Below are 15,127 nucleotides of genomic sequence, written 5' to 3'. Positions count from 1 at the left end.
ATTTCGGAGGCAAGCTTGTTAAGACCAAAAGGAAAAAGCCTGTCAATACTAAAAACAAAGAATGTAACCGAATTTTATTCTCACTTGATTATCTTAGCACATCATTGAGTTCTTACCCACCGTAACTCAAGATTGGGGGTTGGAGATTGCGCACAAGAGGCAGAGGTGCAAAGGGACACAGAGGAAAAACTTACTGCAATTTCTCCCCTGTTTTTCCACTCACTCATACCAATTTGAAAAATGATTGCAACAGATGGATTCGCATCAACCCAGACGCACCAAGGTAATTCCCAATCCAAAATCTAAAATGGTATCATCTCCCCCAGTAACCAGTCTCCTCATAATATTGATTAGCAGAAATTACCCAAATAATTGCAAAATAAATGCAGTTCGTCATTGTTACTAATTGGAAATGTCGACTACACTTGCTGACGCACAAAATTTACTTTCTGACCTGATCGCCCGCTACTCTAAGCGTGTAGATTATCTGATGATTCGCCTTGAAGAAGCAGAAGGGACTGATATCTTGTTGCGTGGCGACAAGGTAGAAACTCTCAGTGAAGGCATCTCCATTGGCGGACATATTCGCGCTTGTTATAAAGGCGGATGGGGGTTGAGCTGTTTTAACCAGCTGGCAACAATCGAAGATCGCATAGAAGAAGCGATCGCAGCTGCGCGGATGGTTGGTGATGAAGAAACTTTACTTGCACCTATTGACCCGGTGCAAGCAGTATGCACTCTACCCCTAAAAGGTACTGACCCCCGAAATATCCCACTCTCGCAGAAAAAACAATTGTGCGATCGCTATGCCCAATTGCTTAAAAGCGTCGATCCCCGAATTACCACTACCTCGGTGCGTTACGGTGACAGCGCCCAAAAAGTAATTATTGCTACTTCCGAAGGTACTTCGATCGAGCAATCTTGGGTGGATATGGAAATGCGCTTTGCCGCCACCGCCAGAAATGGCGAAACCGTACAAACTGGACGGGAAACTACTGGTTCTCGCAAAGCTTACGAAGACTTAACTAGTTTGGATGAACAGGTACAAGGTGCTGCTCAAAGAGCGATCGCCGCTTTATCTCTACCACCAGTCAAAGGTAATACTTACACTGTAGTCATTGACCCAATTCTCACGGGTTTATTTGTCCACGAAGCCTTCGGACATCTTTCTGAGGCTGATATGGCTTACGAAAACCCGGATCTGCTGGAAGTGATGACCATCGGACGGCGGTTTGGCCCAGAAGAACTGCAAATTTTTGATGGTGCGGCTCCAGAGGGACATCGCGGTAGCTATTTTTACGACGATGAAGGCACACCTGCCACGACTACTCAACTAATTAAAGATGGAGTTTTAGTGGGACGTTTACATTCTCGTGAAACTGCTGGCAAATTGGAGGAAGCGCCTACGGGTAACGCCCGCTGTCTCAACTATCACTTTACTCCCATTGTGCGGATGACAAATACCTGGATTGAACGGGGCAAAACACCAGTTGCAGACTTATTCACTGATATCAAAGAAGGAGTTTATGCCCGTAATTGGTTAGGTGGGATGACGAATGGGGAAATGTTCACCTTTAGTGCTGGGGAAGCGTGGATGATTAGGAACGGCAAAATTGCTGAACCTGTCCGAGATGTGACGCTTTCGGGAAATGTATTCCAAACTTTAGCGGATATTGAGGCACTTGGCGATGATTTTTATTGGGATGAATCTGGCGGTTGTGGTAAGGGAGGGCAAAATGGCTTGTCAGTGGGTTGTGGTGGCCCGAGCCTCCGAATTCGAGATGTAGTGGTTGGTGGGGAAACATGACCTATCTGCTTCAGTCGTAAGAATCATAATCTGCAAAACAATAGGAATTGGTTTTGCCATAACCTCTGCCAGACGAACAACACAATTGAGTATAGCGATCGCTTTGCACTAATGCTTAACGTGAGTTTCCGTTGCAGACTCACGTTAATGCTTAAACTTTTAAGGTGAGCAACATCCCTCTCAAGTATGAAATTAACTCACAACTCTAGGTAGTAGCGTTAGTAGTTAAAAATAGCTACTCTAGATAAAATTGATTCAATATCCACTCTAGTTTAATTAATCACACTAATCCTCCGTGGCGCGTGCTGGGGATTTACTGTTAGTCTGGATAGTCCAAAATTATTCGTAATTGATCGCTTGCGGACTCACTATTGCTGCGCTAATGTAATTCGTAATAAAGAGTGTTTCAGACTATTATTTAGATCCAAACTGAAATAAAGTCACGTATATATAAATAATAAAGGGCAATTACACTCAAAAATTACGAATTACGAATTACGAATTACGAATTACGAATTAGTTAAACGTTCCTTAGCACAGTGACAGATATGAAAGCAGATCAACTCCTGAAAAACTATGCCGCAGGTGTCAGAGACTTTACTGGTATCAACTTGAGCGAGGCCAACTTAAGAGAAGCCGATCTCAGTGGCGTAATTTTAGATCGAGCAATTTTAGATGGAGCTAATCTGAGTCACGCTAATTTAACCAACGCCAGTTTGATTGAAGCAGACTTAAATGGAGCAGATTTGAGCAATGCGGATCTTAGTAATAGCAACTTAAGCAAAGCTATTTTGGATGCAGCTATCTTGGATGGAGCAATTTTAGATGGAGCTAATTTGAGTCACGCTGATTTAACGGTTGCTAAATTGATTGAAACTAAATTGAGTGAGGCGGATTTGCAGGAAGCAAACTTGATAGCAGCAAATCTAGATGGAGCGGATTTAAGTGGTGCAGATTTAACTGTAGCTGACTTATCCCAGGCAAATCTCACTCAAGCAGATTTGAGCCAGACAAATTTGAGCGGAGCCAATTTAGATGGAGCCAATATAGAAGGAACTATTCTGGATGAGAATGTTTAATCTCATTACCCTCCCCGCTTGCCTACGGTGTATACACAAGTTCTATCTGCAAGGGTTTCAAGCCTTCTAAACCCTTTAAATTGTCATTACGAGCTTCGCTTAGTAATCGCATAATCCCGTAGTTTTTGCGATTGCTTGTCTGCGACACGAGAAAGCGAACGTTGTTCCTCCTCTCTATAACCCGGATTTCTCACCACACCTCGAATGGAGGAGTAATGAGTAGTGAGTAAGGAGTAATGAGTAGTGAGTAAGAATGTACAAGTTCTTGCACTGGTATTGCGCCTGTTGCTCTTTTACTTATTACTCATTACCCATTACTTATTACTCATTATCAAACGCTTCATAAGCTTGTGAGAAATGCGGGTATAAGACGCATTCACGTAGGCAATGACAGGCAACCGGAGTTCTCCAACAGCTTAGAGCTAGACGACGAAACCAAGTTTCAGGTGGAATTTCTAGACTTGTGTATACACGGTAGCCCCGCTTGCGGGGAGAAGTTGGGGGTAGGGTGTTAGGAACTTTTGCAAGAAGTCTATTGTTTTAACTAACAATGCGATTGTTTTGACTGACAATGCGATTGTTTCGACTAACAATGCGATTGTTTCGACTAACAATGCGATTGTTTTGACTGACAATGCGATTGTTTTGACTGACAATGCGATTGTTTTGACTGACAATGCGATTGAGATGAGAACTTGGAATATTGCACAAGAGTCTATAACTTTTGTGTACACACGATCTGCTTGTCAGAAAAAGTCAGGTGGATATATTTTCTCTACACAAAGATATTACTGTGAAAAATTTTGCTACAAGTAGTGTTATTTACGATTGTCATAATTAAAACAATTGACTCTCAACTATCAATGGTGAACTCTACCCTCATTGTCACACTCTATGTCAACCCTATGACAGGGAATGATACCAACAATACTGGTTCACGGTTGAGTCCGTTTAAAAGCCTCACCCGTGCCTTAAAAGTAACCAAAATCCCGACGATAATTCATCTGGAGTCGGGGACTTACAACGTCGCTAGTGGTGAGGTGTTTCCACTAATCGTCCCTGGAGGAGCGACAGTGGTGGGTGATGAAGCAAACATTGGTGCAGGAATTGTAATTTCCGGGAGTGGCGAGTATCAAAGTCCCAGTTTTGGTATACAAAATATTACGCTGCTGCTGGTAAATAATGCCAGTGTTTTAGGTGTAACTGTCACCAATCCCTCAGCCAAAGGTACTGGTATCTGGATTGAATCGGCTGCACCTACTTTAAGTAACAATACTCTGAGCAATTGTGGGCGGGAAGGTGTGTTTACCACTGGTACTGCCAAACCCGCAATTTTAGATAACGTATTTGTGCAAAATACTGCTAGCGGGTTAGTGATAGCAGGTTATAGCCAGGGAGAAGTACTGCGGAATGTATTTCAAAGAAACCTTTTAGGCATAGCAATTAGTGACTTTGCTGCGCCAACGATCGCCAATAACAAATTATCAGAAAATCGCACGGCGATCGCACTTTCTCGTAATGCCCAACCTGTGCTGCGTCAAAATCTGATTACTAAAAATACCCAAGGTGGTTTATTAGTCAATGGTAATGCAGTCCCAGATTTAGGTAATAGCGAAGATCCAGGTGATAATATTTTTCGCGATCATAGTGAATTTGATTTATATAATGCCACTACACAAAAGCTAGTTTCCGTAGGTAATCAATTAAATGCTTCTCTAGTTAAGGGCTTGGTAGAATTACTCCCAACCAATCAAGTCGCCGCTTTGACCGAATCCTCTTCTCCCGAACTAAACGGACATTGGGCAGAACCATTTATTCAGGCATTAGCGAGGATGGATTTAACTCATGCTTTTGCCGATGGTAGCTATCAGCCAGATAAACCCATGACTCGCGCCCAGTATGCAGCTTTGGTGGCGATCGCTTTTAACCCATTTCCCAAAATCCCATCTCCTGATTTTACGGATGTACCCAAAGATTTTTGGGCTTATAGCGCTATCCAAATTGCGGCTAGCAGTGGCTTTGTTGGTGGATTTAGCGATCGCACTTTCCGCCCCGATCGAAGTGTGCAGCGGCTACAGGTGATTGTCTCCTTAGTAAACGGACTGGGATTACCAGCTGTCGATCGCGATGTTTTAGAAATATATCGCGATCGTCATACCATTCCCGACTACGCTCGGACAGCCGTTGCCACTGCTACACAATGGGGAATAGTTGTCAACTATCCAGATCCGAAAGTACTTGCACCTTTACGTTTTGCAACACGCGCCGAAGTTGCAGCGATGGTTTATCAGGCATTAGTCGCGATTGGGCGAACATCTGCGATTAAATCAGTCTATGTGGGGTTGCATTCTAGAAGTTGACAAGTAAAATAAGGAACACTGCCTATCGGCTCGGCAACTCTTGGAAAAATAAACCATGTAGTTAAAAGCACGCTAGGCTAATATGCGATGGGTGACAAATCTTAGACCTATTGCCTAAAGCTAATAGCCCCATGTTAACAACACTTCCGGACACCTCTGCCAACTTGGCGATCGCCTTATTAATTAACTATAGTTTCGATCTCGGTGGGTATAGTGCCAATGAGCTAGTTGAGCGTTGGCAAACGCAATACCCCCTTAATTGGCTACACCTGGCAGTGATTGAGGCACTATATCAAGGTCGTTATAAAGCGGTTTCTGTGCAGCAAATTTTAGTATTTTGGCAGCGCCGGGATCAGGCTACATATCATTTCAACATGGAATTTGAACGGATGATTTGTAGCAAGTTTCCCCAAAACTTAACGTCATCGACTGCGCCAGCTCTACCGCCAGCCAAGAGAAAACCTGCTGTAGAGCAAGTGACGAGTCCTCAATTACCACCAGCTAAGAATCGCAACGGCTATCAACACAGCAATACTGCAATTCTCCAACTGAAAAGTTATCAACCAAAGACATCTTTGAGTGAAGAAGAAGGAAAGCAGGAAGATAGAGACAATAAAACCGTCTTGAAGTCTCCGCTTTCTGGGAAATTTACCTCTTCAGCAACCCTTGAGCGATTATCTGCTGTCAGCCAGAGGCAAACTTCACAAGAAAGCCCAGCGCCTGCGCCATCACAAAACCATCATCAACGACAGCCAAAACTGCTCCCACCTGCTCCTATTCATGCCCCAATCGGGCAATTTACCCCCGAAACAAGCGATTGCTCTGATTCTTTCACATCTAAACTCAAAGCCATGTCTAGCGAACATAACCCAGGTGTGGGGAGCAGGGAAAAAGGAGCAGGGGAGCAGGGAAGCAGAGGGGCAGGGGAGCAGGGGAGCAGGGGAAAATGACAAATGACAAATACTTAGACTACGCTCAGTACAAGTGACGAATGACAAATGACATTTTATTCTGCAACTAACAGCTTAAAGCGCTCATCGTCGGCAATATCATCAAAATCGAGGTCAGTTGCTGCGTCTTCTTTATACCTGGGATTAAGTTCAATCGCTTGTTGTAGAGTTAACAGAGATCGGTCAACTTGTCTTTGCAGTGCGTAACAGGCTGCTTTGTTGTAATAGGCACTGGCATAATCTGGCTTAATTTCTAAGGCCTTGTTAAAACTAGCGATCGCTTCATCATCGCGTCCCAATCTTACCAATGTATAACCACGTTTATCCCAGATTTTGGGAGAATTGGGTTGGAATTCTAGCGCTTTATCAAAGCAGATTATTGCCTCTTCGTATTGTTCTAATGCTACTAAGGAAAGACCGCGATTTAACCAGGCAACGGCATCGTCAGGTTTGATTTGTGTAGCTTTCTCAAATGAGGCAAAGGCTTGCTGATGTTGTTGTAAGTTTCCCAAAGCAACGCCGCGATCGCACCAAGCTTGATAATAATCTGGCTGAATCGCAATCGCTTTATCATAAGATGCGATCGCATCTTGGTAGCGTTTCAACCTTCCCAAAGTTAAACCACGTTTTAACCAACTCACAGGTTCATCGGGTTGGATTTTCACTGCTTGGTTGTAAGCTGCGATCGCATCTTCATAGCGCTTTTGGGAAAACAGATCGTCTCCTTGTTTTACATACTCATCAGCAGTGAATTCTGGTCGTTGTGGCTGTTCTTGTATTTCTTGCTCAAATTCAGAATTTACCACATCTAGAATCGATTCCGGCGTAATTTCAGTCAGTTCTTGAAGAATCAGATCCTTTCTTTCTTGGGCATCCAATTGTAGCTCAGAAAGATTAGAAACAAACTCAGTTTCTAATCTTTCTAACTTCTCTAGAATGAGAATCTTTTGTTGTTGAGCATTCCATTGTAATTCCGAAAACTGCGAACTAAACTCAGAGCCAGATTTTTCTAAATTCTCAATGATTAGCTCTTTGGATTTTTGAGCATCTACCTGTAATTCAGATAATTGAAATTTAAATTCTGACTGCAATACTTCTAAACTTGCAATAATTTGATTTTTTTGTTCTTGAGCATCTACCTGTAATTCAGATAATTGAGATTTAAGTTCCCGTTCAAATATAGTTAAACTGTCAACGGCAATCTCTTTTTGCTTTTGAGCATCTACCTGTAATTCGGATAACTTTTCTACAAATTCTGACTGTAATTTTGTTAAGCTTTCAAAAATTATATCTTTTTGCTGTTGAGCATCAGACTGCCATCCAGAAAGTTGAGATGTGAACTCAGACTTTGATATTTCTAAATCAGTAACAGCTAGTTCTTGCTGTTGTTGCACACCTAAGTTTAACTTAGACAGTTCTTCTGCGATCGCAGATGCTAATTTTCCTAAATTCTCTAGTGCTATATCTTTTTGTTGTTGAGCATCAAACTCTAATTTAGATAACCCCGAAGCAAATTTTGATTCTAAATTTTTTATATTTTCTTGAGATTTTTTTAGTTCCGCTTCTAATCTACTTAATACCTGCGCCTTAGCTAAATCTAGATCGGATATCAGAATAGATACATTTTCTTGCTCATATTTAATTTTTTGTTGTAAAGCAGTCGTTTCCTGTTCTAATTCATAATTTATTTTTTTAGCATCTTGAATAACATTTTCAGCTTCTTGTTTAACGGTGGTTAGCTGATTTTGTAGTTTTTCTATTCCTTGGACTTGTTGCATTGCCCTATCAATAATTTCCCGAATTATCACCCGTCGCAACAGCCATAACAAAGCAATGACTGCGACTGGAAAGAGACTTAGTATAACTAGCCAAACATCGAGTAATATGGTTGTGCGACTAAAAGTATTCTTAAAATCAGATTGAACTTGCTGTAGAATTCGTTTTTCTGCTCGTAGTCGTGCTAATTCTTCCCGTTCTGAATTCGATAACACCGGAGTCGGAGTTAGTGCTGGGTTGGGTGATGGTGCAGATTGTCCGCTGGCGATTCCAACGGATAACAATAAGGGTAAAAATACAATCGTGCTTTTTACAATTAAAGCGAAAACAGCTTGATTTTTGCTCTGCATAACAACCATCTGAGTCTGTTGGTCAGTTTTTGAAGCGGCTTGCCTCTCTCCAATCTATAACAGAATTAAGTGGTTAAATGTTGTAGAGGCAGTGTAAAATTCTGAGCAATGCTTAACTAATCCGTTTTCTCGTCCTGAGTGTACGTACAACTTTAGTCAGAGAGTGTAGTCAAGTTTGTGACACTTTTTGGTGAGGTACTACTATAATATTACTACGTTGTGATTACTGCTAAAGATGTTGAAAGTCAAGCAGTAAAAATAATAATTTATCAATCAGTAGAAGACAAAATGCGAAGGCATCGAGACTTTGTTAGACCATCTACCGAACCAGGTTCAGACTTTGTTTTTACAGATAATAGGGCGTTGAAACTGGAAGTTCTACCTGTATGGGAAGTGTCATGTGTGGTTGGTTCGCATTAACATTAGATTATCTACAGTTAGTAGATTACTTGTCCTCAAATTAACTTAACAAAGGCGGTAGAAAATGGGTCGCATAAATCCTTACACACTGCAATTGCAGATTACCCGAATGTTTGAGCAAGGGCAATCATTATTTGCCACAACCAAGGTACAGGAATGGTTGAAAGAACGTAAACATAATCCAGAAGATTATGACATTATTTTTCATAAAAAACCTGCACCTCCTGGTTCCAAAGAAGTGATGGTTGTGGAAATTGAATTACGCCGCAAAGATGGACAACCTGTAGATCCGTGGTTGCAGGAACAAGCAAATCTTCATGCCTGATTTTCGTAACTATAGCAGTCCTAAATCAGATGTGAAAACTTCTTTTTCTCTTCTTAGCATTTCGTAGAAAACATGGTTTGTTCATTTTCACAACTTAGATAGGATTGCTATATGTGAGGGCTGCGCCTACGCCCCAACTCAAAACATAACCTACTGTAAATATTGAAATAAGTTTACACAAAATTTATATATAGCTAGCAAACTTAAAGATTTAACGGAGATAATCTTTTGTTTGTTATATCTTAACCTGCATACATTGGTTAAAAGTTTATTTAAGTGAAATTACAGAATTATTCATTTTTTAGTTTCGGAGCTTTTTCTGATGAAATTAGCTAAAGATATTAGCGTTGCGGCTTTTGCTGTTGCGATCGCGGTTGCTGCTGCTGTTAAACCGACGCAAGCTGCCTTAGTAAATTATGATTTCACCGTAAATGCGACATCTGGCGATCGCCCCGGTCAATATTTCGGCTCTTTTCGGTATAATGACTCGACTTTAACTGCGATCGGTGACGAAACTCTAGGCGTTAGCAATGGATTATCTATTTTATTTGACTACTTGGGGACTCAGTATACAGAGGCAAGTGATTTTGATTACCCATCATCTCCCGTAGTCAGCTTTAGAAATGGCAACCTGTCAGGACTGAGCTATTTGGTTGAAGATCGGTTTTTGATTGGTAACGATCCAGGTAATCCAAATACAGGAGGAACAAAGTTTTATAGCATTCTTAGTGCCGACTTATTATCTACAACAGAGGTAGGTACAGTAACTTACTCTAAAAGTACATCCGTACCAGAACCGATGACTCTTGGTGGTATAGCGATCGCAAGTGCTATGGCGTTGGGGATGAAACGCCAGAAAAAACTATCTGGAGTGACAAATTAATAGTCCTACTTTGAAAATTAATATAGAGACGTTAGATAATAACGTCTCTACACACATAGTTATACCAATTTGAAAAAAAAAGAATGCAACAAATAGACCATTTGTAGAGACGCGATTCATCGCGTCTTTACCAAAGATATGTTGCAATCATTAATTAAATTGGTATTAAGTAAAACTACCAGTAGGATTCTTACGTTTAATGCCAATTACAGATGGTTTGGGAAGACTTATAGGTTGACCCTTACCACCGTCAGCAGTTGGAATGTTACTTGGCCAACTACTACCACGAGGCACAGTCCGAGCCTGATTGAATGTAACACCATTCAAATCCAATAATTCAATCTCACGACTCAGGATCGTGCCATCATTAATTGGGCTATCTTCGCCGGGATGCTGTACCGAAATAATCAGCGTATCTCCCACAAAACTTGGCCCGGTCATCTCACAACGCACTGGCCCGTGAGCAAAGGGTATTATCTCTCCGGCATTCTTACCAGTAGTAGGAATATAGAATAGCCAGTTATTACCGAAAACTCCTGTGAAGTTAGAAACATTACCACTAACTGTGTGGTCGATGGTAGTTACAGTACCGGCAGCACCGACATTAAAACCATTGTGAGTAGTGGTAGACATATCTGTTACCCCCCAAATATTTGCCTTATTGTCGAAGACTAAATTATCTACATTGGCAAAACCAGCACCAGAAATCGATCCAGCTTCTCCACCCTGAGCAAATCTCTGCCAACGGAAGGTTAGACCAGTACCATCGGCACTATCTTCAATAATCTTATACAATCCCCCGGATTGCTGCGTTGCGTTGACATCTGTACTCAACTTGGCAACCTGGAAAATGCGCGAATCTGGATAACCGTCGCTTCCTGGCGCACCATCAGTATATGCAATGAACACTTCTTTGGTATTTGGATGCACTTCTATATCTTCTGGACGTGCGGTGGGAGTTCCGCCAGCCAAATTCGCTGCTAAGAAAGCATCGCTGAGAATAGCACCTTGGGAAGTGTAGAAGTCAGATAGTTTTTTACCTTGATAAGCAGGTAGTCTCTCTGCTTCATTGGTGCGATCGACTGCGAGGGAACCACCATCTGTAGTTTGACCTGCAATTCCATTGCGTTTTGGTAGTGGTAAAAGACCATTTCTTTGAGCCGAACCCAAAGCAGCAAACTCCACAGAAGAAATCACCGATGGTGAAATGGGATTAGTGGGACTGTTTAAACTTAACGGTATCCATTGACCCGTACCATTTGGATTGTAACGGGCGACATACAACGTACCACTTTCCCACAAACTGCTGTTGGCTTTACTGGTTGGTGAAGAAATAACACCTGCACTGACAAACTTCCAGGTGTGTCCGCCACGTCTATCATCACCCATGTAGGCAATTAACGGTTTTTTAGCTTCGGCACGGATGGCAACGTTTTCATGGCGGAAACGACCCAACGAAGTATGTTTGCGAGGGCGGAAATTTGGATTAACGGGGTCAATTTCTGTAATCCAACCGTATTTTTCGCCAACTAAACCGAAGGTTTTACCAGTGGTGCCATCGATGTAACCTGTTTGAGTACCATTAGGGTTGACTGATTCTGTGACACCGACAAAAGATCCTACACTTCCTTGAAAGTTTTCTTCAGCACTTAAAATCGTTCCCCAAGGAGTTGTACCGCCAGAACAGTTATAGCCAGTGCCAATAATTTTGTTACCCAATCCATCGGAGGAGAGGTTAAATACTTGGGTTGCAGCTGGGCCAGTTGCGATGAGATAGTTTTGATCGCCTTTTTGGTAGCTACGACTTCCCCAAGAAGTAACATTTTTATATTCATCACTCCTTTGGCTATTAATTCCCAACCCAGAAAGACCATGAAGGCGGCGATTTCTCGCATCACCTTTAACCACAGCATAACGGTTACTAGAATTACGTCGGGAGATGCGGACGATCGATCCGCCTAAGTTATATAGTGCTTCACCGTCAAATTCAATACCTCTGGTGGCAGGTAAAGCCCACCCTATCACTGATTCAAAGGTGGTAGGCAATCCTTTAACATCGGCAGGAGCTTCGGGTGCTAGATCGGAAAATGGAAAACTCACGTATTCATGATTAACCCACAAATAGCCTATATCGTTAGTTCTACCCAAAGGAATAAAACCCGTATAATCGTTGTTGTAACCGAAATAATCATCTTTGTTAGGAAAGACGCGATCGCCCCAGCTGATAATTACATAACGTTCGTACTCTGGTGGCACTACCACATCATCAACTACGTTGTAGCTATTTAACTTCGCATTTGCAGATGCATTGATTACCTGTCCTTGACCGATTCCCGTTGGCAAGAAACTTTTCTGCTGTTTATAAATTGGTAAAGAATGGGGCAAGCGCACTGGTGTAAAGCTCAGTTGCCTGTTGTTTGCTCCTGCAATACTAGAAACACCATCTAGAATTGTGTCTCCCAAGACAGCCGCACCAGCACTGCCAGCAAAAAATACTAAAATTTGTCTGCGACTTAATTTAGACATAAAACTCTCCTCTGTTGTGACACCAAAAATTTCATCAAGGCAAATCTTGATTACTGACAGAAAAAGCCATCAATTTTACGTGAAATGCCACAGATTTTGAATAGTAAGTAACCTGTTATTAACAAAAGGTTGTTTGCTATTTAGGTCAGCTAACTAGACAAAAAATTTTAAGTTTGTCATATAATCTAATGACCAAAAATTAACCCCAGGTTATATCTTGATTAATGGGGATTTATTTTGTAGTTGATTAAAGCCTTTTTTCGCTACTAAATCTCAAAGTAAGAAGTTATACCAGTGCAAAAAATGTTTGCGATAGATACCCCACCCGCGCTGACTGCATCGCCGATGCTTTAGCGAGAGGTGTTATGCATCTGTTGCATTCATTTTGCTGTTTTTCTCAACAAAAATCAGTTAAGGAACAGTGTCAGCGCCTCATCTGTCCTATCCTGGAGATGTGTAAATAGTGTTGTGGGTGAGACTGTGTTTTTCAGCGTTGTGATACCGACTTATAATCGCCAACCAATTTTAGAAAAGTGCCTCCGCGCATTGGAGTTGCAGGAGTTAAGTCAGCCAAGTTCGGTTACTAATTACGAGATTGTCTTGGTAGATGATGGTTCTACTGATGGCACATTGGAGTGGTTGGCAGCACACAAAGAAGAGTTTCCCCATGTGCGCTGGTTTCAGCAAGATCATGCTGGCCCAGCTGCGGCTCGAAATTTGGGGGTAGAAAAGGCGCAGGGAGACACAATTATCTTTATTGATAGCGATTTAGTAGTGCTGAAGAATTTCCTGCAAGCTCATGCTGACGCACTAGTAGAGGGGAAAGAGAAATTGGGGAGCGATCGCTTTTTCACTTACGGTGCAGTTATTAATACTTGTAATTTCAACAATCCAACGGCTGAACCCTACAAAGTCACAGATTTTTCAGCAGCTTTTTTTGCTACGGGAAATGTAGCAATTCCTAAACATTGGCTAGATAAAGCGGGACTTTTTGACACGAGCTTTCAACTCTATGGCTGGGAAGATTTAGAATTAGGTGTGCGGCTGAAAAAACTAGGTTTGACACTAATTAAATGTCCAGAAGCTGTAGGATATCACTGGCATCCAGCATTTAACTTAGAGCAAATTCCCCGATTAATTGACCAAGAAATTCAACGCGGACGGATGGGAGTTTTGTTTTATCAAAAGCATCCTACATGGGAAGTGCGAATGATGATTCAAATGACTTGGCTGCATCGCTTACTTTGGGGGATTTTGTCACTTAATGGTGCGTTAAATGAACGGACAATGGCTCCGTTATTGCAATGGCTAATTAATTTAGGTAAACCGCAATTGGCTTTAGAGATTGCTCGAATTTTTCTCAACTGGTATAACGTGAAGGGTGTCTATGAAGCCTATGCTCAAATTCAGTAAACATCGTGATTTAAACACTTTGGGAAGTACCACCGTGTAATCAACCTGTTAAAACTTTGTTGGTCATGTCGCGCATCTCAACTCAATACCTGATTCTCTGATGGTGAACAGATGCAGGATGTCGGGATTTATGGGTTAAGCAACATAGGGTAAAAAACTTTTACTCTAAAGCATTTAGCGCTAGATTAAGTTACAAGCGATAGAGTCAGGTAATTTTCGGGAAACATATTAACAGACGACTCGTTACACTTGACCTGAAAAATGAAAAATCATCGCCACTGTAAACTTCCAGAGAATTGGGATAACCATGAACAATGGAATCAGTATTGGGCTAATCAATCAGATGCGCTCCCCCAGCCTCAAGTTTGGTCAACTTGGCGCAATGAATCTGAATTGAGATTTTTAGACTTCGTGAAGAATCAATCACAACGCAAGGTTTGGTTTGCAGGCTGTGGAATCAGTTTTGCACCTATTTTTTATGCCTATGAAGGTTGTAATGTGCTTGCTAGTGATGTCTCTGTTGTGGCGATCGATTTTTTGCGGCAGGTGAATCAGCAGGGGATAACATCTTTAGTTTCCAATGCTGAAGAAATGAATGCTGACCTTAAATTGGAGCAGACCCAAGCAACTAATCTGCGTTTTCTAGTTCATGATTTTCGTGAGCCATTGGATGAATATGACTTTGATGTAATACTGAACATTAAAGCGTATCAAGGTCTTCCTACAACCAGTATGAAGCAAGCTGCAACTACCTTTTACAACGCTCTTAAAACAGGTGGTTATGCTATCTTCGATACTCAAAATGTTCAAGGAGATTACCGCAATCAAATTGAAGATTCATTGCTTGATGTAGGTTTCTATATCCCATTTCACAAAAGTGAACGTTGGCATAGAGAGCAATTGAACTCAACAGGAATTGTTTATGTAATGGTGCTTGGTGGTCCCATAATTCCTCAATGGGGGCAATATGGTGATGATGATTGGAATACTAGAGCATCTCAAGACCAAGAAATTCTGTATTCATTTCACAGTGAATATCAAAAGCAACGGGAACAAGAGTCAAAAGAGGTTCAGGAAATATTAAAAGGCAAGCAGACGAAAATAGCCTATGTTGTCTACAACACAGGTTGAAGCTCCGACTGGGCAATAGAGATGCACAGCAGTGGTTCTCATAACTCTTGCTCTGGGTCGTTTGCGGCAACTACAGTAAGAACCTCCACGGGACTTTCAAGGAATAA

At 41.7% G+C, this 15,127-nt stretch carries 11 protein-coding genes; 8 read left to right on the top strand and 3 right to left on the bottom strand.

Annotation, left to right across the window (positions count from 1 at the left end; genetic code table 11):
- Positions 1-412 precede the first annotated feature (412 nt).
- Positions 413-1,807 (top strand): TldD/PmbA family protein, encoded by a 1,395-nt coding sequence (locus AC1F2U_RS08060; RefSeq protein WP_480260626.1) that lies wholly within the window; start codon positions 413-415, stop codon positions 1,805-1,807.
- A 548-nt stretch (positions 1,808-2,355) separates the two neighbouring features.
- A complete protein-coding gene (locus AC1F2U_RS08055) occupies positions 2,356-2,886 on the top strand; it encodes a pentapeptide repeat-containing protein (protein WP_480260640.1) in 531 nt (176 codons plus the stop codon).
- A 540-nt stretch (positions 2,887-3,426) separates the two neighbouring features.
- Here AC1F2U_RS08055 and AC1F2U_RS08050 read toward each other — a convergent pair.
- A complete protein-coding gene (locus AC1F2U_RS08050; RefSeq protein ID WP_480260625.1) occupies positions 3,427-3,597 on the bottom strand; it encodes a hypothetical protein in 171 nt (56 codons plus the stop codon).
- 152 nt (positions 3,598-3,749) lie between these two features.
- Between AC1F2U_RS08050 and AC1F2U_RS08045 the strand changes: the two genes are divergently transcribed.
- Complete coding sequence (locus AC1F2U_RS08045; protein ID WP_480260624.1) at positions 3,750-5,246, top strand: DUF1565 domain-containing protein; 1,497 nt, start codon at positions 3,750-3,752, stop codon at positions 5,244-5,246.
- 131 nt (positions 5,247-5,377) lie between these two features.
- Positions 5,378-6,196, top strand: coding sequence for a hypothetical protein (locus tag AC1F2U_RS08040; RefSeq protein WP_480260623.1), 819 nt, complete (start codon positions 5,378-5,380; stop codon positions 6,194-6,196).
- A 56-nt stretch (positions 6,197-6,252) separates the two neighbouring features.
- Here the strand turns inward: AC1F2U_RS08040 and AC1F2U_RS08035 are convergent, their stop codons facing one another.
- Entirely contained in the window at positions 6,253-8,322 is a 2,070-nt protein-coding gene (locus tag AC1F2U_RS08035; protein WP_480260622.1) for a tetratricopeptide repeat protein, read from the bottom strand.
- 484 nt (positions 8,323-8,806) lie between these two features.
- Here AC1F2U_RS08035 and AC1F2U_RS08030 point away from each other — a divergent pair, with 484 nt between their 5' ends.
- Together AC1F2U_RS08030 and AC1F2U_RS08025 are read left to right on the top strand one after the other, a co-directional pair.
- Positions 8,807-9,067, top strand: coding sequence for a hypothetical protein (locus AC1F2U_RS08030; protein ID WP_322672580.1), 261 nt, complete (start codon positions 8,807-8,809; stop codon positions 9,065-9,067).
- 322 nt (positions 9,068-9,389) lie between these two features.
- Positions 9,390-9,950: a PEP-CTERM sorting domain-containing protein gene (locus AC1F2U_RS08025; RefSeq protein WP_480260621.1), complete on the top strand. Its 561-nt coding sequence runs from the start codon at positions 9,390-9,392 to the stop codon at positions 9,948-9,950.
- A gap of 165 nt (positions 9,951-10,115) precedes the next feature.
- On the opposite strand, the gene AC1F2U_RS08020 is transcribed toward AC1F2U_RS08025, so the two are convergent.
- Entirely contained in the window at positions 10,116-12,476 is a 2,361-nt protein-coding gene (locus AC1F2U_RS08020) for a PhoX family protein (protein WP_480260620.1), read from the bottom strand.
- A gap of 468 nt (positions 12,477-12,944) precedes the next feature.
- Here AC1F2U_RS08020 and AC1F2U_RS08015 point away from each other — a divergent pair, with 468 nt between their 5' ends.
- Both AC1F2U_RS08015 and AC1F2U_RS08010 read left to right on the top strand, forming a co-directional pair.
- Positions 12,945-13,889 carry a glycosyltransferase family 2 protein gene (locus AC1F2U_RS08015; RefSeq protein WP_480260619.1) on the top strand — a complete coding sequence of 315 codons (945 nt, stop codon included), beginning with the start codon at positions 12,945-12,947 and terminating at the stop codon, positions 13,887-13,889.
- 261 nt (positions 13,890-14,150) lie between these two features.
- Complete coding sequence (locus tag AC1F2U_RS08010; RefSeq protein WP_480260618.1) at positions 14,151-15,020, top strand: class I SAM-dependent methyltransferase; 870 nt, start codon at positions 14,151-14,153, stop codon at positions 15,018-15,020.
- Positions 15,021-15,127 lie beyond the last annotated feature (107 nt).

Source organism: Nostoc sp. LEGE 12454 (assembly GCF_056620565.1).
This window is presented reverse-complemented; position numbering and strand designations above follow the sequence as displayed.